25 protein-coding genes are annotated in these 22,664 nt (G+C 62.2%); 1 reads left to right on the top strand and 24 read right to left on the bottom strand.

Going from position 1 to position 22,664, the window contains the following annotated elements; all coding sequences use genetic code 11:
* The 5 genes from EOA33_RS04230 to EOA33_RS04210 all read right to left on the bottom strand — a co-directional run.
* Positions 1–671 (bottom strand): CapA family protein (locus EOA33_RS04230; protein WP_145989062.1); only part of this gene is annotated, 671 nt, incomplete at its 3' end.
* An 80-nt stretch (positions 672–751) separates the two neighbouring features.
* The gene (locus EOA33_RS04225) at positions 752–1,600 is read right to left on the bottom strand and encodes a transporter substrate-binding domain-containing protein (protein ID WP_127405035.1); all 849 of its coding nucleotides are present in this window, start codon (positions 1,598–1,600) and stop codon (positions 752–754) included.
* 52 nt (positions 1,601–1,652) lie between these two features.
* A complete protein-coding gene (locus EOA33_RS04220) occupies positions 1,653–2,402 on the bottom strand; it encodes an ABC transporter permease subunit (protein WP_127405034.1) in 750 nt (249 codons plus the stop codon).
* Between the two features lie 10 nt (positions 2,403–2,412).
* On the bottom strand, positions 2,413–3,072 hold the full coding sequence (locus EOA33_RS04215) for an ABC transporter permease subunit (protein WP_127405033.1): 660 nt from the start codon (positions 3,070–3,072) through the stop codon (positions 2,413–2,415).
* A 410-nt stretch (positions 3,073–3,482) separates the two neighbouring features.
* A complete protein-coding gene (locus tag EOA33_RS04210) occupies positions 3,483–3,731 on the bottom strand; it encodes a helix-turn-helix transcriptional regulator (protein ID WP_126095113.1) in 249 nt (82 codons plus the stop codon).
* Positions 3,732–3,838: 107 nt separating this feature from the next.
* Between EOA33_RS04210 and EOA33_RS04205 the strand changes: the two genes are divergently transcribed.
* Positions 3,839–4,804: a LysR family transcriptional regulator gene (locus EOA33_RS04205; protein ID WP_127405037.1), complete on the top strand. Its 966-nt coding sequence runs from the start codon at positions 3,839–3,841 to the stop codon at positions 4,802–4,804.
* Positions 4,805–4,814: 10 nt separating this feature from the next.
* Here the strand turns inward: EOA33_RS04205 and EOA33_RS04200 are convergent, their stop codons facing one another.
* The 19 genes from EOA33_RS04200 to EOA33_RS04110 all read right to left on the bottom strand — a co-directional run.
* A complete protein-coding gene (locus EOA33_RS04200; RefSeq protein WP_127310744.1) occupies positions 4,815–5,039 on the bottom strand; it encodes a DUF2274 domain-containing protein in 225 nt (74 codons plus the stop codon).
* A 1-nt stretch (position 5,040) separates the two neighbouring features.
* Positions 5,041–6,183 (bottom strand): TrbI/VirB10 family protein, encoded by a 1,143-nt coding sequence (locus EOA33_RS04195; protein WP_127405032.1) that lies wholly within the window; start codon positions 6,181–6,183, stop codon positions 5,041–5,043.
* The gene (gene trbG, locus EOA33_RS04190) at positions 6,180–7,241 is read right to left on the bottom strand and encodes a P-type conjugative transfer protein TrbG (RefSeq protein WP_127405031.1); all 1,062 of its coding nucleotides are present in this window, start codon (positions 7,239–7,241) and stop codon (positions 6,180–6,182) included. Before trbG ends, EOA33_RS04195 begins: the two co-directional genes overlap by 4 nt.
* A complete protein-coding gene (gene trbF, locus EOA33_RS04185) occupies positions 7,238–7,927 on the bottom strand; it encodes a conjugal transfer protein TrbF (RefSeq protein ID WP_127405030.1) in 690 nt (229 codons plus the stop codon). The genes trbG and trbF overlap by 4 nt, the downstream gene beginning before the upstream one ends.
* A 3-nt stretch (positions 7,928–7,930) precedes the next feature.
* Positions 7,931–9,307 carry a P-type conjugative transfer protein TrbL gene (trbL, locus tag EOA33_RS04180; RefSeq protein WP_127405029.1) on the bottom strand — a complete coding sequence of 459 codons (1,377 nt, stop codon included), beginning with the start codon at positions 9,305–9,307 and terminating at the stop codon, positions 7,931–7,933.
* A 2-nt stretch (positions 9,308–9,309) separates the two neighbouring features.
* Entirely contained in the window at positions 9,310–9,651 is a 342-nt protein-coding gene (trbK-alt, locus tag EOA33_RS04175; RefSeq protein ID WP_127405036.1) for a putative entry exclusion protein TrbK-alt, read from the bottom strand.
* An 11-nt stretch (positions 9,652–9,662) separates the two neighbouring features.
* Positions 9,663–10,421 (bottom strand): P-type conjugative transfer protein TrbJ, encoded by a 759-nt coding sequence (trbJ, locus tag EOA33_RS04170; protein ID WP_127405028.1) that lies wholly within the window; start codon positions 10,419–10,421, stop codon positions 9,663–9,665.
* Entirely contained in the window at positions 10,418–12,874 is a 2,457-nt protein-coding gene (gene trbE, locus EOA33_RS04165; protein WP_127405027.1) for a conjugal transfer protein TrbE, read from the bottom strand. Before trbE ends, trbJ begins: the two co-directional genes overlap by 4 nt.
* A gap of 10 nt (positions 12,875–12,884) precedes the next feature.
* Positions 12,885–13,166 (bottom strand): VirB3 family type IV secretion system protein, encoded by a 282-nt coding sequence (locus EOA33_RS04160; RefSeq protein ID WP_127405026.1) that lies wholly within the window; start codon positions 13,164–13,166, stop codon positions 12,885–12,887.
* The gene (locus EOA33_RS04155) at positions 13,166–13,492 is read right to left on the bottom strand and encodes a TrbC/VirB2 family protein (RefSeq protein ID WP_127405025.1); all 327 of its coding nucleotides are present in this window, start codon (positions 13,490–13,492) and stop codon (positions 13,166–13,168) included. The genes EOA33_RS04160 and EOA33_RS04155 overlap by 1 nt, the downstream gene beginning before the upstream one ends.
* Positions 13,489–14,472 carry a P-type conjugative transfer ATPase TrbB gene (trbB, locus tag EOA33_RS04150; protein WP_127405024.1) on the bottom strand — a complete coding sequence of 328 codons (984 nt, stop codon included), beginning with the start codon at positions 14,470–14,472 and terminating at the stop codon, positions 13,489–13,491. The genes EOA33_RS04155 and trbB overlap by 4 nt, the downstream gene beginning before the upstream one ends.
* A gap of 494 nt (positions 14,473–14,966) precedes the next feature.
* The gene (locus EOA33_RS04145) at positions 14,967–15,890 is read right to left on the bottom strand and encodes a nucleotidyl transferase AbiEii/AbiGii toxin family protein (RefSeq protein WP_127405023.1); all 924 of its coding nucleotides are present in this window, start codon (positions 15,888–15,890) and stop codon (positions 14,967–14,969) included.
* Positions 15,848–16,708: a type IV toxin-antitoxin system AbiEi family antitoxin domain-containing protein gene (locus EOA33_RS04140; protein ID WP_127405022.1), complete on the bottom strand. Its 861-nt coding sequence runs from the start codon at positions 16,706–16,708 to the stop codon at positions 15,848–15,850. The genes EOA33_RS04145 and EOA33_RS04140 overlap by 43 nt, the downstream gene beginning before the upstream one ends.
* Before the next feature lie 180 nt (positions 16,709–16,888).
* On the bottom strand, positions 16,889–17,326 hold the full coding sequence (locus EOA33_RS04135; RefSeq protein ID WP_127405021.1) for a CopG family transcriptional regulator: 438 nt from the start codon (positions 17,324–17,326) through the stop codon (positions 16,889–16,891).
* A gap of 5 nt (positions 17,327–17,331) precedes the next feature.
* Positions 17,332–19,317 (bottom strand): conjugal transfer protein TraG, encoded by a 1,986-nt coding sequence (locus tag EOA33_RS04130; protein ID WP_127405020.1) that lies wholly within the window; start codon positions 19,315–19,317, stop codon positions 17,332–17,334.
* Positions 19,318–19,339: 22 nt separating this feature from the next.
* Entirely contained in the window at positions 19,340–21,079 is a 1,740-nt protein-coding gene (locus EOA33_RS04125; RefSeq protein ID WP_127405019.1) for a VirD2 family relaxase/mobilization nuclease, read from the bottom strand.
* Positions 21,080–21,322: 243 nt separating this feature from the next.
* Positions 21,323–22,018: a lytic transglycosylase domain-containing protein gene (locus EOA33_RS04120; RefSeq protein WP_348628216.1), complete on the bottom strand. Its 696-nt coding sequence runs from the start codon at positions 22,016–22,018 to the stop codon at positions 21,323–21,325.
* Positions 22,019–22,095: 77 nt separating this feature from the next.
* On the bottom strand, positions 22,096–22,434 hold the full coding sequence (locus tag EOA33_RS04115; protein WP_127405017.1) for a DUF736 domain-containing protein: 339 nt from the start codon (positions 22,432–22,434) through the stop codon (positions 22,096–22,098).
* Between the two features lie 68 nt (positions 22,435–22,502).
* The coding region (locus EOA33_RS04110) for a S26 family signal peptidase (RefSeq protein WP_190234193.1) at positions 22,503–22,664 on the bottom strand (162 nt) is incomplete at its 5' end.

Genomic DNA, 22,664 nt, shown 5'->3' with positions numbered 1-22,664 from the left:
GCAGCCTGCTTGAACACGGTCCCGTAGAAATTCAGCTCCTTCCCACTCCTTAGCTCCGGCGGATCTTCCGGTTGCGCGTAGTTGGTGAGTTCAAGGTGCGAGCTTTGCAACTGATCGCCGAGCCTTGCCAGCCTTCGGAAGTGCCCGTTGGGCACCCCAATCTTCCGAACGGTTTTCAGCCGGTTGACGCCAGGCCGAGCCGGACGGGAATCGGTGCTGTTCTCGGCATACATGTTGGCCGGGCCCGGGCCTGCGTCTATCGCAAGAAGAGAGGCCCGGCGGGCGCCCAGATGACGATGGCCGAGTTTCGCGGCATGGGTCTCATCGATGCCGACCCCAGCATGCAGGAAGCCTCGCGCTTCGACCTCCTCCAGCGTCGCGAGGACGCCAGAAACACCGAGATCGAATGCGTGGTTGTTCGCCAAGGCAAGCGCGTTGAACCCGATATCCTGCAACGCATCCAAGACTTCAGCCCGTGAATAACCGAAGTACCTGCCTTTGGTCGGCCAACCACCATGTTTGCCGAGGATCGTCGATTCGAAATTGGTGAAGACGACATCACCTTGCTGCAAGAAGCGTACAACCGCCGCGAACCGTTCGTCTTGAACATGACGGATGTCCTGCGTGATCAATGACTGGCCGGTTACAACCGCACAAAATGCGTCTTTCATGGAACTCGCCTCATGGTCGTGAAGGGGTCAGGCGCCGACATTCGGCCAGCACCACATCGAATTCGCCGCCGATCGCCGGGCTATTTTGGCAGGGCCGGAGAAATGTCCGTCTTGAACCACTTCAGGCTCAGCGCCTTGATGGTGCCATCCTTTGTGGCGGCGTCGAGCGCCGCATTGAACTTGGTGAGCAGCTCGCTATCGTCTTTGCGCATGCCAGCGCCAACACCCGGGCCCCAGAGACCGCCATTCAGCTCCGGTCCGAAAAACACTGCAACCGACCCACCCGGCGCCTCCAGGAAATCGCGCCAAGTGAAATAGTCGGCGAGGCCGCCGTCGACGCGTCCCGCGGTAAGGTCGAGCTTCAAATTGTCCAGACTGTCATAGCTGCGAATGGTCACGACATCACCGAGGAGTTGTTTCACAACAGCCTCGGAGTTCGATGAACGAAGGACACCAATGGCTTTGCCGCTGAGAGTCGATCTGAGCCGCTCGATGGTTGCCTTCTCCTTGTCTCCAACTGTGGAGAGATTGACTTTCGCTTTGGTGTCGCCGGCATCGAGCCCAAGCTCTTTGCGCACGACGAACTGGTTGTAGCCGCTAGCATATGGGCTGGAGAATGCGATCTGCTGCTTGCGCTTCTCCGTGATCGCCATGCCGGACATGATGACATCGTATTTCCCGACGAGCAGCGCGGGGATGATCCCGTCCCAATCCTGCGCCACGAAGCTACATTTGATTTTGATGCGATTGCACAACTCGAGACCGACATCGACATCGTAGCCGTAAAGCTTGCCATCCGCGTCTGTCCCGTCCCAGGGCGGCGACGCCCCTTCGGTGGCGATCGTTATCGTTCGCTCGCTTTCGGCACGTGTCGGCAAGGCTGCGAACAGGGACGTGACAGAAATGGCAATGACCAGGGGCATGCGCATGTAGCACCTCTTTCTTTTGGTTTGGGTGGGAAGGCAGCCGTAGGCTGCGGCGTCACGGCGCGGATGTCGTGATTTCGTGGTCGGGCAAGGTCGGACGGAGCCGCGCCTTGCGTTTTTGCTTTAGGGTGCCGACGGTCGAAAGCCGCCGTTCCAGGAACTGGGTGGCTTTTACGGCGAGTGTCGTGAGCGCCAGATAGATTGCTCCTGCGACGATGAAGATCTCGTAGGGCGCGAAGGTGGCCGACACCATCTGTCTGGCCATGCCGGTCAACTCGAGCAGCGTAACCGTGCTAGCCAGCGACGAGCCCTTGATCATCCCCACGACCTCGTTTCCGTAAGCCGGAAGCGAAATCCGGAACGCAATCGGAAATGTGACGAGGCGGGCGATCTGCAAGCGTTTCAGGCCAAGCGCCTTGGCGGCCTCAATGATCCCCTTCGGCACGGACTGGAGACCGCGGCACAGGATTTCGGTCGTGTGCGCCGCGCTGTTTAGCGAAAATGTGAACAGGGCGCACCAGAGAGGGTCTTTAAGGATCACCCAGAAGACGCTGGCGCGCACAGCCTCGATCTGGCTCAAACCATAATAGAGCAGGAAGAGCTGAACCAGCATCGGCGTACCGCGGATGACATAGGTGTAGGCCAGCACCGCGAATGAGAGGCTCGGGCGTCCAAACGCGCGAGCGAACGCCAACGGCACCGACAGAAGAAATCCGGCCGTCAGCGACAGGACTGTGAGGATCAAGGTGAGACCGATTCCTGAGGGCAGAACCCGTAGGGCATCGAACATCAAGCCAAAGTTCATGGTGGCGCCCCTATCGACTGAATGCGGGATAGCGCCGCTCCGCCAAGCGGATCGACAGCAAGGTGACCGTCGTCAAGGAGAGATAGAATGAGGATGCCGCAAGATAGAATGTCAGCGGCGCCCGCAGCGATCCGGCGCCGACAAAGGCAACGCGCATGATGTCGGTCAGGCCGACGATCGAAACCAGCGCGGTATCCTTGAAGAGCGATATCCAAAGATTGCCATAGGCGGGCAGCGCCAGCCTAAGCATCTGCGGCCCAACAATGAACAACCAGCGCTGCCAGGAATTCAGGCCGAGCGTCTTCGCTGCTTCGATCTGCCCCGCTGGCACCGCCGCAATCGCACCGCGGAAAACTTCGGTCGCATAGCCGCTGAAGACAACCGTGAGCGCGATCACCCCAGCGCTAAAGGCATTCACTTCCACGTATCGGCCGGCGATCTTGCTGGCGAAGACGGTACCCCCGAAGTAGATAAGCAGGATGATGAGGAGTTCTGGAATTCCACGAACGACCGTGGTGTAGGCGGTCGCGGCCGCTTTGAAGCGGGAAGCGGGAGAGCTCCTCAACATGGCCAACAAAAGCCCGAATACGGTGCCGAGCAATCCGCTGACAAGACCAAGGCCCACGGTGACTACGAAGGCGGCAGCAAACTGAGCGCTAAAGCCATACATTTAATTATCTATCCGCTCGCGTATAAGTAATGAATCGCGCCATTCAATCGCAATGCACGCAGCTTATCGTCTGCGGCTGCGAATCTAATCTAAGTGCGCATCCGCGAACAATTTCGTGGAATTTCTTAAACCTATCTGTGGCCTATTTTTTCTCAATCTATAATTTTCAGAAAGTTCCCGATAACTATTAGTTATAGCCTTCGCTTTCTTTCTCAGCGGAAATGCGCGAGGATTCGCCTTACTGCAGACCGATCTGGGCCGCGACGCGCTTCGCCAGTTGCGGCGTGTCGGGCGGGATAGAGTCATAGGGAAAAATCAGAGCCGATCGTCAGGGCGACCGGATCGCAACAGCGGTATTTGACTCTGCGCAGGTAAAAGTTGAACCGCGCCGGTAGCACCCTTTCACCGGTTTATTCGTCTGGTCCAGACTTCGATCTCCTCAGACCTGCTTTGGGTCGTTTCAGCAATTCTGTAGCATCCACACCCAGAACTTCAGCGAGCCGATCAACGACATCGATGCTCGCATTGTAAACATTTCGCTCCAAAGCACTGATGTAGGTCCGATCGAGCCCCGCCTGGTGTGCAAGTTCCTCCTGTGACAGGCCTTTGGCCTGCCGCAAGGTTCTTAGGTTTCGCGCAAACACCTCTCGGATTTCCATGTATCCGAGAGCACTGCCTTGAAGAGTATTCTACCACGGAGTATTCTCTACAAACGCTCGTCCGAGGCTATACGGCTTGAGAAAAAGCAGGGATGGCAATCAAAGAAATGGAGTTGCTGCAGAGCGGCCTGAAGCTCCGACAATTGCAGGTCTTTCGGGCGGTGCTGCGGGCCGGATCGACGAGGCAAGCAGCTATCGCGCTCGGGATTAGCCAACCGGCGGTGAGCCAGCACATCAAGCAGCTCGAGGCGCTCCTCGGCATCACGCTGTTTGAGAGATACACCAACCGCATCCTTCCTTCGCGAGAGGCGTGGGAACTCCTCCGCAACGTCGAACTTGCGGTGACATCCCTCGATCGCCTGGAAGCGTCGATCTTCGCGATGAAGAACGAAGAAAGGCAACGAATCGCGATTGCCGCGCCCGCGGTCTTCGGTTTCGTGACCTTGCCGAAGGTCGTCGCGACAATCCGTTCGAAGACCGATTCGAGCGTCCGATCAATCTCTGGAAATTATCACCAGGTGGGCGAGCACATCCTGTCCGGTCGAGCCGACCTAGGCATCTCTCGGCTGCCTTTGGACCCGCGCCTGTTCGAATGGGCGCCGATCGGTTCGGCGCGCAACGTGTGCATCTTTCATCCAAAGCACCGCTTCTCAAGGCAGACGTGTGTCGAAGCCAGCGACCTCGCAGGCGAAACGATCGTTGATATCGACCCCGAATTCGCGTCGCACCAGATGAACTTCAACGCCTTGCGCTTCGCCGGCGTCGAGCCGGACATATTGGTGGAATACGATTGCAATGGCTACGAAGTCGGCTTCGTCTCGGCCGGTCTCGGCGTTTCCATCACCAACGAAATCATCGCCCGCGAATATGCAGCGTTCGAGCTGGAGGCAAAGCCGGTGGAGCCCTCGGCCCTCTATCACTACGTTGCGGTCTGGCAAAAAGGCAGGGTCTTCTCCAACGTGTTGGAAGTCTCTCTCGAGGCAATCCTGTCCGCCTTTCAACCGGCGGCGGAAAGCGGACCTACCGTTCTCCCGATACACGCCACTGCCCGCGCTGCTGACCGTTCCTCCTAACGGCTCCGGACTAACCCTTCCGCTCATGCTTTGCCTTCGCGAAACCGCGATCCGTCGCGATGAAACGCTTGAGCATGGGCACGATCAAGCGCAGGGGATCGGTGGAGGATTGCCCCGTTTCGCGTCCGAGAATTTCGGCATATCGGATCAGGTCGCGATGCAGCGGCGCCGGAAGCTCGATTGTGACTTTGACAGGTTTGTCCTCGGCGATGGGGCCGAGTTTCAGCTTGGCCATTTCAGCCTCCGTATGGTTGGAGCACGAGATCGCGGGTGACGATAACGCGCACGGGAAAACCCGGGCGAATGTCGAGCGTCGGCGCTATCTGGAGCTGGCGCTGGACGATCTGCTGGCCAACCTGGCTGACGCTGTCGGAAGCGCCGCTGCGCAAGGCGCGCACGATATCGCTCTCCTGGCCAGACGAGCCAGCCTCCGCCCCGACGCTGAGGATGGTGGAAAGTGCTGCCGCCTTGAACAACTCGCGCCAGTGATAGTCGACGCCATCCTCGAGGCCTGCATAGCCCTGACCGTCCGCGCCAGGCTGACGCTCCAAAACAATCGAACGGCCGTCCGGGAAAATCAGCCTGTTCCAGACAAGCAGCACACGTTTTTGCCCGAACCCCACGCCGCTGTCGTATTGGCCGATCACTCTGGTGCCTTGGGGGATCAGAAGCGAGCGCCCTGTCGGGCTGTCGTAAACGTTCTGCGTCACCTGGGCGGTGATTTGACCGGGCAGGTCCGAACGGATACCGGTTACGAGGGCAGCCGGGATCACGGCTCCTGCCTGAAGCACATAAGGTGAAGCCGGTGGCACGACGCGTTCGGGCGCGACGGTGTTGCGGTCGGCGGCTCCACTCAGGAAGGCAAGTTGGCGGTCCTGCTGCGTTTGTCCGGCAGGAGCCAGACCGGCGAGATCGTGCGTGGCGATATTTGTCTGATGTTCCGTCGTTGCGTCGGCGGCAGCCCCGGTCTGGAAGAAGACCTGCGATGTTCGTGCCGCCTCTTCTTCCGCCCGCCGTCGTTGTTCGGCCTCGTCAACAGTGGGCGTCGCGATAGCCGGCGTGACAACGGGCTGCCCCTTGTTCTGGGCGTCGAGGATCGGACGGCCGAGATCTCCGGGCAACGGCGGCCCAAGTATCGGGCCGGTATAGTCGCGTGGCAGGTTGGCCAGCCCATCAGCCGGTTGCCGGTTGGAAGTCGAGAAGAGTTCCTCGCCATGGGGGTCTGTCTCGCGCGTCTGCAGGGCGTATATCAGTGCGCCGCCAATGCCGAGCGATGTGATGAAGGCGACGCCGGCGAGCACCTTGCGCGACAGCCGGGTCACTCGCGGCGGCTCGGCGCGAAGCCGCATGGGAGCGGCCGCCGTTTCGTTCTCGTTCATGGCTGCTCCCCTCCCCTTTGCCTCGGTGGATTGGTGACTTTCGACGCTGAATTCGAGGTCGGCATCCAAGGCAATCGATCCTTCTTGATCCCGTCGGTTCGGACGATCCTCACGGTCTGTTGTCGTTTGCCGCTGCCGAGACGCAGTTCGGCCGCGCCGAAGAGACGGTCGACAATCAGAATGTTTTGGAAGACCCGACTGTTGACGATCTGGGCTTCGCCGTCCGGGCCGATGACGAAGATCGGCGGCATCTCGCCCTGTACGATTCCGCGCGGGAACTCGACGTAGACGCGCCTGCCGTCGTCATAGACGGTGACGGGCTTCCACGGCGGCGTGTCACCTGTCAGACCATAGCGGTAGTTGCGCTGGACGGTGTCCGGGATCATCGGCGTGGCGGGAACAACCTGCCGCCGATCGGGTGGCTGCGCCGGGTAGGCCCATGCCACGGCCGGCATGTAAGGCTTTTCGCCTGCCCGCAGCTCGATCATGTAGCTTCGCCGGTCGGTGGTGACGACGAGATTGGTGGTGATGTCGGCGCGCGAGGGCTTCACCAGCACATGGACGCGCCGGGTTAGGCCCGACCCGCTTTCGGTATCGCCGATGATCCAGCGCGCGGTGTCTCCCGCCGCAATCGGGCCGCTGCCAGTCAGGTTCTCGCCGGGCTCAAGAGCGATGTCTGTTATCTGCCCGGGTGCGGCATAGACCTGGTAGAGAGCCCCTTCGCTCCAGGGATATATCTGGATGGCGTTGTAGTATCCCTCGCGTCGCGGCTGGACGCGCGCGGCCGCGTTGGCGTTCTCGACGCGCGCGGTCGGTGTATCGCCAGCCGCCCCGCCCATCGTTGGTGTCCAGCCCGGCGGAATGTGTGGCGGCTTGGGTTTCTGTTCGGCGGGTCCTGGCGGGGCGGGTGGCAGCGGCGGCACGTAGGAATCATAGCCAATCTGCGGCGGTCTCTGGAGCTTGGCACAGCTGGTGAGTACCAACCCCGAAAGGAGGGCCGAGGCGAGTACGGATCCACGAAAAGCTGGAAAGGCGACGGCAGGCAGTGCGAGGCTCATTGGCTCATCTCCCGCGACCAGTTGATGGCGTTGACGTAGATGCCGAGCGGGTTCACCCGAAGCCGTTCGGTGTCATGCGGCGGCTGGACCACGATTGTGAGGATCGCGGTCCAGTGCTCCGTGGTGGACAGCTGACCGCTTTCGTAACGACGCTCGGTCCAGGCGACGCGAAAGGAATCCGCGGAGGCACGGATGACCGAAGAGACCTCGACCGCCACCTGCTGCTTGCCGACTTTGGAGAAGGGGTCACTTCCGCGGGCATAATCATTGAGAGCCGCCGCACCCTGGTCGGTCGTCCACTCGTAGGCGCGCAGCCAATCCTGGCGCACGATGATCGGATCGGCCGGGATCGATCGGACCTGCTCGACGAAGCGGGCGAGGTGCCAGGCGATTTGCGGGTCGGTTGGCTTGTAGTCGGCAGTCGCCGGCGCGACCGTCTGCACCTGTCCGAGCGCATCGACCTGGACCACCCACGGCACCACCGATCCTCGCGCTGACATCCATACGACCGAGCAGGCGAGGCCAGCAGACAGGATCAGCGATCCGAAGGCCATGGCGCGCCAGTTCCTGGCTTGCACGCGGGCGGAACCGATGCGCTCGTCCCAAATCTGCGACGCCTTCTGATAGGGCGTCTCCAGTTGAGCTGATTTGCCGTAGTGGACGGCGGGTCGTCGAAAAATGTTCATTGGTCATTTGCCTTCGGAGAGAGAAATCGATGTGCCGCTGCCGTGGGCTTCGCCGGCACGCACGGCGTGCGCTGTGGTCTGGACGCCATGAGAGAGTTGCTGCGATCGCTGCATACGTTTGGCCCAGTCGGGCTGGCCCTTGCCCACGCTGCCCGCCTGGCCGTCGCGGCCGAATGACGGATCGTTGGCTGCACCGGCCCCGCCTCCGACGGTCCCCTGGGTCGATGAGCCACCGGTGGCCTCGACGGCCGAGTTGACCCCGGAAGCGAAGCTCGACTTCATGGATTGGCTGGCGCGCGCGGCGGCGCGCCTGAGCGGCGAGGTAGCAGCTGACACGCCTGCGCCTGCAACGCCGCCCAGCCCGGAGGCGATGCCCGCGGCGCCAGTCTGGCCAACGGAACCGAGAGTATAGGCGGCAGACGCACCGCCCGCGAGAGATGAGCCGCTCCGTGCCGCCAATGGCGCTGCGGACAAAGCCGCACTTCCGCCTCGGGTCGCGACACCAGCAGTGCCGCCGGCGACGAGCGCCATGCCGCCTGCCGCGAGACCTGTTCCAACGGCCGCTCCCGCCCCAAGCTGCGGTCCCCCGGAGACAAGACCGTTGGCAATGCCGGGACCGAAGATGCCGAGGCCAAGCAGTGACAGCGCCGCCAGCACGATCGCCATCGCCTGGTCGATTGTCGGGTTCTCGCCGCCGAAGCCCTGGGTGAACTCACCAAACAGCGTCGAGCCGATGCCGATGACGACGGCAAGCACAAGCACCTTGATGCCCGATGATATGACGTTGCCAAGCACGCGTTCGGCCATGAAGGCTGTCTTGCCGAAGAGACCGAAGGGGATGAGAACGAAGCCAGCCAGCGTCGACAGCTTGAACTCAATCAGGGTGACGAAGAGCTGCACGGCCAGGATGAAGAAGGCGAGCAGGACGAGCGCCCAGGCAAAGAGCAGGCAGGCGATCTGGATGAAGTTCTCGAAGAAGGACACGTAGCCCATCAACCCCGAGATCGCCTCAAGCAGGGGTCGTCCCGCATCGAGGCCGGTTTGCGCGACCTTGCCGGGACGAAGCAGGTCCTGGATCGAAAAGCCCGTGCCGCTCGCCTTCAGGCCGAGCCCGGAAAAGCTTTCGAAGACGACCTGGGCAAGGCTGTTCCAGTTGGAAATCAGGTAGGCGAAGACACCAACAAACAGCGTCTTCTTGACCAGCCGCGCGAGAATGTCGTCATCGGCGCCCCAACTCCAGAAGAGGGCGGCGAGCGTCACGTCAATGACGATCAGCGTGGTGGCGACAAAGGCGACTTCGCCACCAAGCAGGCCGAATCCACTGTCTATGTAGCGGGTGAAGGTGGCGAGGAATTGGTCGATGACGCCGGTGTTGCCCATGCCTATCGCGCCTCCGGCGAGGTCGCATCTTCCGGCGGCGCGCTGACCGGCCCAGACGCTGAGGTCGCAAATGGCGCTTTTACCCCGAGGAACCGGTCGCGCTGTTCAGCCCACAAGCGCAAGCAACCGCTGTCATGCAAAGCGACCTCACCCAATGTCTGGCAGCGGCGAAGACCCTCATGGAGCTGGTTCGGCGCCAAAGCGGCAGGCAATTGAGCGGCAGGCAATTGAGGAGCAGGATCGTGCGGCCTTTCCTCCTTCCGGTTCATCTCGAGCGCGGCCGCCGCGACTGCGATCGCGACGAAGATGACCGCGGCGAGGCGAGCGAGTAACTTGCCGTCCATGGCGGTGATGCTCACTGGTTGAACATCGTGGCATTGCCGGCCTGGTAGCCGGAGCCGGGGGTGAGGAAGCGACGGCGTTGCTCGCGGCCCTGGTCGGCGGCGGCGGCACGTTCGGCTTCGCTCAACGCCTGGGCGCGACCGTTGGCGGCGACAACGGCGGTGAGGTCCGCGAGCTGCTGGGCCTGCAGCGCGAGGAGCTGGTTGCCGGCCTGCGTCGCCTGCAGCGCGCCGGTCGCCGATTGGCTGGCGCCGACAAGCGCCGACATCTGCGTGCGATTGGTGTCGATGTTTCCGACCACACCCGCTTGCACGCGCATCGCATCCTGCAGGCCGCCGACCGTATTCTGCCATCGCGAGCGCGCATCGGTGACGAGTTGCTGGTCGGAGGCTGAGAGAGAGACGCTGCCATATTGGTGCTGGAAAGCCTCGTCGATCTGCTGGACGTCGAAGGCAACGTTCTGCGCCTGGCTGAGGAGCTGCTGCGTGCGCTGCACCGATTGCTGCAACTGTTGCAGCGAAGAAAAAGGCAGGCTCGCAAGATTGCGTGCCTGGTTGATCAACATCTGGGCCTGGTTCTGCAGAGAGGTGATCTGGTTGGTGATCTGCTGCAGGGAGCGCGCCGCCGTCAGCACATTTTGCGAATAGTTGGATGGATCGAAGACGATGAATGCCTGCGCCGGCGCAGTCACCATCAGCGAGGTCGCAACCGGTGCGGTGAGCAAGGCGGCGGCCAGCAACACAGCCCGAGAGCAGTTTCCACGGCTAGTCATGATTGGAGCTCCTTTTCAGCTTGCGGTAGGGAGGTGGAGAGGTCGGGAATGAGGTCAGCGGCCCAGCCGACGTTTCTGGCGCGCAGCCAGGCTGCGAGGAAGCCGTCGCGTCCGTGCTCGGCGGCGATGCTGGCGATCAAGGCCTGATCGGTTTTTGAGGATGCGGCGCAGAGCGCCAGCCCAACTTCGGACAGGCCAAGTTCGAAGAGGCGGTTGCCACGCCGGGACTGGCAGTAGTAGTCGCGTTTCGGCGTTGCGCGCGCCAGGATCTCTATCTGGCGATCGTTGAGGCCGAAGCGGCGATAGATCGCCGTGATCTGCGGCTCGATCGCGCGCTCGTTCGGCAAGAGCAGCCGGGTCGGGCAACTCTCGATGATAGCGGGCGCGATGTTCGAATTGTCGATGTCAGATAGCGACTGCGTGGCGAAGATGACGCTGGCGTTCTTCTTGCGCAGCGTCTTCAGCCATTCGCGCAACTGACCGGCGAAACCTTGGTCGTCAAGGGCGAGCCAGCCCTCGTCGATTATCAGCAATGTCGGCCGCCCATCAAGCCGGTCACCGATGCGATGGAAGAGGTAGGAGAGAACCGCCGGCGCGGCTCCGGTGCCAACGAGACCCTCGATTTCGAACGCCTGGACTGACGCCGCGCCAAGATGTTCCGCCTCGGCATCGAGCAACCGGCCATATGCACCGCCGATGCAGTAGGAGCGAAGGGCTTGCTTCAGGTCGTTCACCTGCAAAAGCACGCTGAGGCCGGTGATGGTGCGTTCCTCGACTGGCGCCGAGGCGAGCGATGTCAGGGCGGCCCAGATGTGTTCCTTGGCATCCGGGGTAATAGCGATGCCTTCGCGCGCCAGGATCGCCACCACCCAGTCGGCGGCCCAGGCACGCTCGTAGGTCTCGTGTATGCGGGCTAGTGGCTGGAGGGAGACCGACGGTTTCGTGCCTTCGGTGAGTTCGCCCCCGAAATCGTGCCAGTCGCCCGCCATGGCAAGTGTCGCGGCGCGGATCGAACCGCCGAAGTCGAAGGCGAAGACCTGGGCCCGCGCATAGCGGCGAAACTGCAAGGCCATCAGCGCCAGCAGCACCGACTTGCCGGCGCCGGTGGGGCCCACGACAAGCGTGTGCCCCACGTCGCCGACATGCAGGGACAACCGGAACGGGGTCGAGCCCTCGGTCTTGCCGTAGAGCAAGGGGGGCGCACCGAAGTGCTCGTCCCGTTCCGGCCCCGCCCACACGGCAGAGAGGGGAATCATGTGGGCGAGATTGAGTGTCGAGATGGGCGGCTGGCGGACATTGGCGTAGGCATGTCCTGGCAATGAGCCGAGCCAGGCGTCCACGGCATTGATGGTTTCGACCATGGCGGTGAAGTCGCGTCCGTGGATGACCTTCTCGACGAGACGAAGTTTCTCCCGCGACACCCGCGGATCGGCGTCCCAGACCGTGACGGTCGCGGTGACGTAGGCCATGCCCGCCACGTCGGCCCCGAGTTCCTGCAAAGCCATGTCGGCGTCGGCGGACTTGTTGGCGGCGTCGGTGTCCACCAGCACGGAGGCCTCGTTCGTCATGACCTCCTTCAGGATCGCCGCAATCGACTTGCGTTTGGCGAACCATTGCCGCCGTATCTTCGTCAGCAGCTTGGCGGCATCAGTCTTGTCGAGCAGGATCGCGCGCGTCGACCAGCGATAGGGAAAGGCGAGCCGGTTGAGGTCATCGAGCAGACCCGGCGTGGTCGCGGTCGGGAAGCCGACGATGGTGAGCACGCGAAGATGCTGGTCGCCAAGGCACGGTTCAAGCCCCCCGGTCAGTGGCAGGTCGGCCAGCAGCGCATCGAGATAGATGGGTGTCTCCGGGACGCACACGCGATGGCGCTTGGTCGAGATCGTCGAATGCAGGTAGGTCAGCGTCTCGCTGTCATCGAGCCAGCGGCATTCCGGCATGAAGCCGTCGAGCAGGGAGAACACGCGCTCGGTGCGGTCGACAAAGGCGCGCATGATTTCGTCGGCATCTATCCCGGACTGATCGCGCCCCTCGTAGAGCCACGTCTCGGCGCGGGCTGCTTGCTCGGCCGGCGGCAGATAGAGAAAGGTAAGGAAGTAGCTCGATACGAAATGAACCTCCTCCTCTTCGAACTCGGCCTTGCGCTCGGCGTCGACCAGGCGAGAGGCGGGATCGGGAAACTCGCTTTCGGGATAGGTCGCGGCGGCGTGCCGCTGCGCCTCGACGAAGAGGCTCCAACCCGAACCGAGGCGACGGACGGCATTGTTGATGCGCGAGGCCACCGCGACCAGTTCGGCCGCGACGGCGGATTCGAGATCCGGCCCGCGGAATTTGGCGGTTCGCTGAAAGCTGCCATCCTTGTTCAGCACCACGCCAGGCGCGACGAGCGCAACCCATGGCAGGTAGTCGGCAAGGCGGCTGGCGCTGCGGCGATATTCGGCAAGGTTCATCATGATCGCGCCCTTAAACGGACAGGTGAGTTGGGAGGCGCAGATGCCGGCGGCCAACTTCCACGAACAGCGGATCGCGCTTGGCGGCCCACACCGCCATGAAATGCCCAAGCGCCCAGATGACGAGACCGGCCAGCCAGAGGCGCAGGCCAAGGCCAACCGCGCCTGCCAGTGTGCCGTTCAGGATCGCGATGGAGCGGGGTGCGCCGCCAAGCAGTATGTGCTCGGTCAGCGCCCTATGAACGGCGACGGTGAAACCGGGCACTGCGTCGAGCTGTTCGAAAGCGGTTGCCATCAGATCAACGCTCCGCCGCCAAACGAGAAGAACGACAAAAAGAAGCTCGACGCCGCGAAGGCGATCGACAGGCCAAAGACGATCTGGATCAGCCGCCTGAAGCCGCCGGACGTATCGCCAAAGGCAAGCGTCAGGCCGGTGACGATGATGATGATGACGGCAATGATCTTGGAGACCGGCCCTTCGATCGACTGAAGGATTTTTTCGAGTGGCTGCTCCCACGGCATCGACGAGCCGGCGGCATTGGCGGCCGGGGCCACCATGAGAGAGATGACGAGGGTTGTCGCCGCCGTAGCCAGGTGCTCGCGGGAAAGATTGCGGATCATGATTTGTCTCCTGTGTTGTTCGGGGTGGCTTGGGAGGTGCGGTAGTCGCCGTCGGGTCCAAGGCCATCGATGCGTGCGAGTTCGGTCAGTCGCCGTGCGGGACCGCGTCCCGACAGGACCGCGACAAGGTCAATGGTTTCGGCGATCAGCGCTCGCGGCACCGTGACGACGGCTTCCTGGATGAGTTGCTCGAGACGGCGCAGCGCCCCGATCCCGGATCCGGCATGGATGGTGCCGATGCCGCCGGGGTGCCCGGTGCCCCATGCCTTTAGCAGGTCGAGGGCTTCGGCGCCGCGCACCTCGCCGATCGGGATGCGGTCTGGTCGCAGGCGCATTGAGGATCGGACCAGGTCGGAGAGCGTGGCGACACCATCTTTTGTGCGCATGGCGACAAGGTTGGGCGCGGCGCACTGGAGTTCACGCGTGTCCTCGATGATGACGACGCGATCGGCCCCCTTTGCCACTTCGGCGAGCAAGGCATTGGTGAGCGTCGTCTTGCCCGTGGACGTGCCGCCGGCGACCAGGATATTCGCGCGGGCAGCGACGGCAGCGCGCAACGTCGCCGCCTGGTCGTCTGTCATAACGCCAGCCGCCACGTAGTCTTCGAGTGTGAAGATCGCGACAGCTGGCTTGCGGATGGCGAAGGCCGGCGCGGCGACGACCGGCGGCAGCAGTCCTTCGAACCGTTCTCCGGTTTCGGGCAATTCGGCAGAGATCCGTGGAGAGCGCGGATGCACTTCCGCGCCGACGTGATGAGCCACCAGGCGCACGATGCGCTCGCCATCGGCGGCAGACAGCACCTTCCCCGTCTCGGCCAGACCTTCGGTGAGGCGGTCCACCCAAATCCGGCCGTCGGGATTCAGCATGACTTCGACGACCACGGGATCGTCCAGCAGCCGTGCTATTTCGGCTCCGAGCGCCGTGCGCAGCATGCGCGAGCTGCGGGCGCGTCCTTCGCTATTGTTTTGCGAAACCGTCATCTCGTCCCCGTCTTTCCGTTGGGGACAACTCGGATGGTCCCCGCTCGGGGATGACTAAGAGAACCGGATATCGGTTCGCTTCAACAAGTATATCGAGGCGTAGTAGCGTGGCGTGTAATTACAGGAGAGCGGCGGTGCGGCTGCCTTTTCTCGTTGATCGGAGAGCGATCGGGGTCGGATCGGTAAACCGGGCTCCCCACAACTCACGTCGCCGCGAGCCGCGCCTGTTATTGCCGATCTTAAGGAGAGGACACCGACGCGGGGGATTGCGCATCCGTCGCTAGATTCATCAGCGATAGCGCATAACCGCCATTTATACGCAATCGCGTATAAAGGCGCTCTATACGCGAGTGCGTATAGTGCGCGTGCAGATGACAGAAGAAGGGCTGCAATGATGAGCCTCGGTGTTGAACCGAACCGCGGCCCTCCGACCTCGAGGATGGCCTTGGTTGCCGTCGATAGGGAATGCGTCGAGCGGCAAATCTTGCTCGACTTCAACTGGAACCGAGGCCGAGCACGCGCTCCAGATTGTCATACGCCGCACGCTGCCTCTCTCGCGGCATGCGTTCCAGATTGTGCAGCTTCCAGCGGACCGCGGGAAGCCTGTCGGCGCCCACGACATCGAGCAGGCTCCAATCCGGTCGATTGGCTTTGAACGATATAAGAAATTTGCGCTGATTGTCGGTCAAAGCCCTGTTGAGGTCGCTGACCAGTCGTTCGCGAACGGTGAGGAGTTCGTCGAGGCTGACTTCGACCTGGGACATACGGACGAATTCCCCTTCGTAGATGCTGGCTATGTTCTTGCGGGTGGGTTGCAACAGTTCTGCCATCGTCCGGTTGTGGCTGATGAGGTAAACCAGAAAGGTCCTGACCAGATCCTCGGTGAGGCCCTCGCTTTCAAGGAGCAGCTTCACGTCAAAAAGATCCCGCGGATGCTGCCGGTCGAGTGCGGCACAGATTTTCCCGGCATACAGGTCCGGAAAAGACAGCAGTTGCATTTCGACATAGCCGAACTGCTCTTCGACCGCCGGCGATACTTCGCGCAATTCCTCTGGAAGCACGGACCCGCGTAGCACCGGGGAGAGCTCGATCTTGATTCGGTCGGCGCCCTGCGAAATGAAGAGGCGCAACGCATCGGCCTGTTGCTCGAAGGAGCGAATGATTTCGGTTCCGGGCATCGCGGCGCTGATGGCGTCCGCAATGCGGGCAAGCGCCTCCGCCACGTTCTTCAATGCCGTGTCGCGATCATCCATCGGCAGATAGACAAGGTCGATGTCGACGGAGAGGCGCGGCAGGTCGCGGACAAAGAGATTGATGGCGGTGCCGCCTTTCAGCGCAAACGATTTCTCGACTGCCACCAGTGGCAGGATGCGGGTCAGGAGGCGGACTTGTCCGTAGTAAGGGCTGGTGCTGTCCACATCTCCTCCGGGATGGTTATGCGATATTTTGAATCGAGTCTGCCGTCCTTGGCCAGAACCCTGTTGCCGCTACCAAGGCCGAGCGCATCGAGCGCTTTGGGAGCGGGCAGCTTCTTGAACCATGCATAATTATTGCGCTCGGCCATCCAGTAGAACAGGCGGCGAACCTTGACGCTGGTGCACTTGCGCAAAAGCTGCTCCATGCGCCGTGGCGAAAGCGTCGTCATCCCCTGAAGCAGTTGATTGGCGTGCTCGAACGAGACCGTCTCCGGAACATCCATCAGCACCTCCAGATAGGCCCTTTCGGGCGATGATAAGGTGACAGACCAAAAATCCTGCTGCCGGCCCGGAGCTTGCACATCTACAAGCGTGCGCTCGACCGGATCATATTCGCGGTGGACGAGCCCGAATCTCAAAAGCGAGGGAAGGCCGTTGTGGCGTATGAATTTTACGGTCGGTATCGCATGGTTCAGCCAGGCCGGCAAAGCGGCCTTACTGTAAAGATGCACTGTCCTTTGGCGCGACAGCGGCAGGTAATGCGCAAATCCCTGCAGCTCGAGCGCGGTCAGCCCGCCGACACTAAGATCCCTGCCGAATATGCTCTCCAAGGCGGCCACCACGCCTTGCCAGGTCAAATGAGTGCCGGGCCGCACATAGACGCCCGGCGCCAGCGATCTGAGCTGGTTGCTTTTGAGCAGATTATCGACTGCGTGACGATCAAACTGCGGGCTTTGTTTCTTTAGCCATTGCTTCGTTACCGGAAGCCCCTCGGGTAGCAGGGTTTGAAGCAGCGCTCGGCGATCAGCATTCGTTGGCATGGGTTTGTAGATTTCTGCATACGCGGCGATGATCGCCGCAATTTTCCATTTCTATAAACTATCATGATCGCCATCGGTTTACAACAATTGGAATTTGCGGCGATTATCGCCGCATTATGGAAAAAATGTAAACACATCTGTCATTAGCTGGACACCCGCCGACAACGCAAAGTGATGCGCCTAAACCCCGCCGGATTCTTTCGGATCGACATCCTCCGAAATTTCCTGCCGCAGCTTCGGCCCCTTCGCCAGCCGCCGGCCCAGGGCAGTGACAAAGGCTTCGTAGCGTTCGGCCGCTTTGGCACGCGCTGCCTGGGCTGCGGGCTCGGGCAAGGCCGGCGTGGTCGCCAACCAAAAGCGGACGAACACGGCCAAGGTCTCAACCGCGATGCCTATATCGCGTTCCTGCCTGGTTAAGCGGCGGTCGACCTGGTCCAGGCGTTTGGAGATCGCGGCCTCGCGCCGCTCGTCGGCGTCGGGCGACAGGAAAGATGCGATGGCAGCCTCTGCGATCATGGACTGGGATTGTTCGCGCCGCGCCGCGTAGTCGACGAGCATCGTCATGACGGGCGGATCGAGATAGACGGAAATCTGCACTTTTTTCTGGCGAGCGGTCATGGCGGCTACAACTCCATGCCGTCATCGGGGTCCAGCGAAACCTGACGCGCCACGCCCTCTACGAGGCGAGCCAGGCGTCGATTGCTGACGGCATCATCGTCGCCATCATCCACCTGCTCGATCTCGAACTCGTTCTCGATCGCGGCCGTCTTCTCGACTGGCGGCGCGCGATTGAGTTCGGGCTGTTGGCGCTGCTCGGATCCCGTCGGATCTTCATCGTCCTGTCGCGGCGAACCTTGGGGAGTGTCAACAACGCCGCCGGCCAGGACCGGCAGGTGGCTCCAATCATCGGGATGCCTCCCTTGCGGACGGAACAGTTCAGGTGGCGGCAGCACGCGCTCCTGGAAGCGGGCATCCTCGTAGTAGCGGGCCTTCTTCGCTCGGATCGGCGGCACCCCCGCCACCATCACGATCTCGTCGGTCGGTGGAAGCTGCATGACCTCGCCAGGGGTCAGCAACTGGCGGGCGGTCTCTTGCCTCGACACCATGAGATGCCCGAGCCAGGGCGACAGCCGGTGACCAGCATAGTTCTTCATGGCCCGCATCTCCGTCGCTGTGCCCAGCGCGTCGGAGACACGCTTGGCTGTTCTTTCGTCGTTGGTCGCGAAGCTGACGCGAACATGACAGTTGTCGAGGATGGAGTTATTCGGGCCGTAAGCCTTTTCGATCTGATTCAGTGACTGAGCAATCAGGAAGCTCTTCAGCCCATATCCTGCCATGAAGGCCAGCGCGCTCTCGAAGAAGTCGAGGCGGCCGAGCGCTGGAAACTCATCCAGCATCAGCAGCAATCGATGGCGGCTGGTCTTTGTGTGCAGGTCCTCTGTCAGACGACGCCCGATCTGGTTGAGGATGAGGCGAATGAGCGGCTTGGTCCGATTGATGTCGGACGGCGGCACGACCAGGTAGAGCGTCGCCGGTTGCTTGCCGCCGACGATGTCGGCGATCCGCCAGTCGCAGCGCCTTGTCACCTCGGCGACGACGGGATCGCGATAGAGGCCGAGGAAGGACATGGCGGTGGATAGCACGCCGGAGCGCTCGTTATCGGATTTGTTGAGCAGTTCGCGCGCAGCACTGGCTATGACCGGATGCGGGCCGGGTTCACCGAGATGCGCGGTTCGCATCATCGCTGCCAGCGTCGACTCGATCGGACGCTTCGGATCGGAGAGGAACGCGGCAACGCCGGCGAGCGTCTTGTCCTTCTCGGCGTAGAGGACGTGAAGGATCGCGCCGACCAGCAACGCGTGACTGGTCTTTTCCCAATGGTTGCGCTTTTCGAGGCTGCCTTCCGGGTCAACGAGAATGTCGGCGATGTTCTGGACATCGCGAACCTCCCATTCGCCGCGGCGGACTTCGAGGAGTGGATTGTAGGCCGACGATTTCGAATTGGTCGGATCGAAGAGCAGCACGCGACCGTGCAGTGCGCGGAAGCCGGCGGTGAGCTGCCAGTTCTCACCCTTGATGTCGTGGACGATCGCGGAACCCGGCCAGGCAAACAGCGAAGGCACCACCAGGCCGACGCCCTTCCCCGATCGGGTCGGAGCGAAGCACAGAACATGCTCGGGTCCGTCGTGGCGCAGGTAGTGGAGATCGTAGCGCCCGAGCACGACGCCGTCGGCGCCAAGCAGGCCAGCCGCCTCCACTTCCCTCCTGCCGGCCCATCGAGCCGAACCGTAGGTGAAGACATTTTTGATTTCACGCGCCCGCCAAACCGACATGCCGATCGCAACAATGATCGAGAGGAAGCCTCCGGACACGGCGATCAGTCCGCCTTCCACGAAAACATTCGGAGCGTAGGCGTCGTAAAAGTACCACCACCAGAACAAGGAAGGCGGATAGTAGATGGGCAGGCCGGCCAGATCGAACCAGGGCGGCCCGAGTTGCGCCTGGTAGCCCAGCCTCCACGCGGTCCATTGCGTCGCTGTCCAGATCGTCACCAGAACGATCAGGAAGACCGTGAGTATCTGGCCCCAGAGGATTTTGGTGGCGGACATGGCATCATCCCTTCTTGTGTCCTTAGAGGCCAAGCCCCCGCTTGCGGCCAAAGCTCCAGTCGACACCTCCGCCATCCCGGGAGACACCGGAGACATGCTGGCCGAGATGTTTTTCGAGGGAGGGCGTCCAGGGCACGAGTTGAAAGCCAAGGCCGTCGTCGACCATGGCAAAGCGGCCTGACGCAAGCGACAAGCGCTGGCGATAGATGCCGGCGACATAGGCTCCACTGGCAGGACGGTTGAACGGCTGTCCGGACTCGGCCGCGATCTTTGCACCGACCAGTTCGAGTTCTCGGCGGCGCAATGTCTCGATCAGGTTGCTGTTGAAAACAACGCGCGCACCCAAACGCTTCGCAAGGCCTTCGCTGATGAGGTGATCGGCCCGCTGATCCAAAGCCTCGTGAACCTCGGCGCCGAAGCCACCTGCGCTCAAGGCGGCGGGCTCGCGAGCGATGGCTTGCCTGTCTAGCCAGGTCGCCCCAGCTGCCGTGATCTGCTCATGCAGGCCGAGGTCGGAGCGTACGGCGAGTGCAACCCTGCGCTGGCCCCTCGCATCTTCGAAGCTGCGCAATTCGAGGATCGACCCTGGCGGGCCGTCCCCAGTTGCCTCCAGATCGCCAAGTCTGATGTGGTGCGTGCGTCCGTCGACACCGTCGACGACGGCGTAGGCTGTGCCGCTCAGCTCGTCGTCGAGACCGCGATCGAGCAGCCGCCCGACAATGGGTGTATCGAGGCTTTCGGCGGCCAAGACATAACCGCCCGACCCGCGCTCGATCCCGCGCTCGGTCAAGGCGCGGTGCATTCGTTTGATAATGTCGCCACGCTCGCCGAGCGCGCGCAGGGTCGTCTCGGCCCTGTCGTCAATCACCCATTGATCTTGGGCAACTTGATCGGCAAGACCAAGGGCTTCGAGCTTGCGCAGGCGGCCGACCTTTTGCACGTGATACTCGTCGGTCGGCCTATAGGCACTTGGGGTAAGATCGATGGTGCCGGTGCGCGACATGTCGCGGCGCAGTTGACGGTCAAGCTGGGTCCAGCGTTCGGCTTCGATCTGCCGCTGCAGATTGCGGCGGATGTCGAGATCCGACCGAGGGCCGAGTTCCTGGGTAACGAGATCGGCGGCTCGGGCGCGCATCCCTTCCTTGATGTAGTCGCGTGAGATGACGAGATCTTGCCCGTCACCTGTGCGTCCACGCAGGATGACGTGGATATGGGGATTGTCGGTGTTCCAATGGTCCGCCGCGACCCAATCGAGCTTCGTGCCGAGATCCTTCTCCATATGCCGCATAAGGTCGCGGGCGAAGGATCTGAGGTCGGACATCTCCGGCGCATCCTCTGGCGAGACGATGAAGCGGAAATGGTGTCGGTCGCCATCACAGCGCTCGGCAAACACCTTGACGCTGGTGTCATCGGTCTCGGGGCTGAACATGCGGGCCTTTTCCCCGTCACGGGTCACGCCCTCGCGTTGCAGGTAGGAAAGGTGTGCGGTGAGCGGCACGCCACGCGCCGAGTGACGAACGACGCGGGTCTTGATGACCGTGACGCGCGAGCGACCGGTCAGCAGGCGGTTGGCCTGGATGTTGGCGATCCGGCCCCGGCCGAAGCGCGATCGGTTGCCAGGGCTGATTTGACCGGTGCGGGAGATGCTTCCACCAGCTTTCTTCGCCGCCGCCAAGGCCTGGGCGATGAACGGCCGCACGGCCTGATCGCGGTTGGTGCGTATTCGCCCCGGTCGGATGCGAAGCTCGCGCTCATCGGCCATGGCGTTGTCCTGCAACGTGGAAAAGAGGATGCCGATACAAAGCCTTGGGGATTCGACGCACATTGCGCCGAATGACCGCAATGTGCGCAGGGCACCTGAAAATCCCCAAAAACCAACCGACCGGCCAGCACACAATGTGCGGGCTTTTATCTAGCCATCCCTCGGTTGTGTTGCTTGCCTCTCCCCTCTCCGCTCGCCTTGCTGCGCCGGAGCACGAGATGATGCGAAAAGCGCTCACGCGGCTCATTGCGCGGACCTTTCACTCGCTCTGGGCACGAAGACGCCAGTTGAGCGAGGTTCGGCGTCAGCCCGTCTTGCCTTGGGCACAGCCTCCGAACCATCATCGCGGAAACGCCTCAGTTGCAGCGAACGGTCGCCGACCCGATCGCCCGGCTGCACAACGAAGAGCGATGCCAGCTTCCAGTTGTGCTGGGTCGGGACTGCCGGACCAACAGCTTCCCCTGCGCCGTCATTGCCGATGGCGGATGTAACGACGGTGACATAGGCGCGCGTTTCGCGAGGCAGCCGCCTGCCTTGCAGTGAGGCCTCGTAGCGTCCGGGACCGGCGTTGTAGGCGGCGATCCAGCCGGGCGATCCGTAGCGGTCGAGCAGTTCGCGGATATAGGCCGAGCCTGCGATGATGTTGTCGTGCGGATCGTAGGGATCGCGGCCCAGCCGGTACCTGTCGCGCAGGCCGAACCAGGTATCAGGCACAATCTGCATCAGACCCATGGCGCCCTTGCGCGATATGGCGCGTTGGTCGCCGGCGCTTTCGGCGATGAGAACGGCGCGGATCCACGCGGGCGGAAGGCGAAAGCGCCTCGCCGCTTCCGCGATGTGGACGTCATAGAGTTTGCGCGCCGACGGCAAGTCGACTGTCGGGCTCTGCGCCAGGGCATGCGCGGAAACCAGGCATAGGATGCTGAGCCCGCCAAGCACGCCAAGAGTTCTGCGCCTGCACGTGCGAGGCGATGCGGGCGCTCCCGGTTGGGTCGTCGACCGACGGCGCGCGGACATCACCTGTCCTTCTCTGCGCGCTCACGCGGGCGCGACCATTGCAAGGACCAGGACTTGTTGTCGTCGCCGTTCTGGAACAGATAGGCGCGGATCGGCTGCGCGAAAGTCGGGTCATCTAACTGCAGCGTTACGAACTCGCCGGCCTTTTCGCTCGAGTGTCTCCAACCGGCGCCGATCGCGGTGCCGTCTTCTGCGCCAGCGTGCACACGATAGTCGGGCGCATTGTCCGCATCGCTCGCTTCCGCCACGACGATCGCAACCTCGAGGTTGAGGCTGAGCGTGCGGATTCGACCTGAATACCCCGTCTGATGGCGGATAAACTCTCCGATCTGTGGCATGTCCTGTCTCCTGTCTTGATGGGTGCGGTGACGATCCAACGGCACGGAAGGCGCCGCCGGTGGCGCGCTCACCGCGCGGACGCGCGCCATTGGAAGCGGCCGTCGCCCTGCTCATCCGTCCACAGGGGAACCGCGCGGCCGACGATGTGATCTATGGGAAGGAGGCCGAAGTAACGTCCGTCGAAGCTGTCACGGACTTGACTGTTCATCACGAAGACGGCGCCGACGGG

Origin of the sequence: Mesorhizobium sp. M4A.F.Ca.ET.050.02.1.1, assembly GCF_003997725.1 — a bacterium.
GTDB lineage: Bacteria > Pseudomonadota > Alphaproteobacteria > Rhizobiales > Rhizobiaceae > Mesorhizobium.
This window is presented reverse-complemented; position numbering and strand designations above follow the sequence as displayed.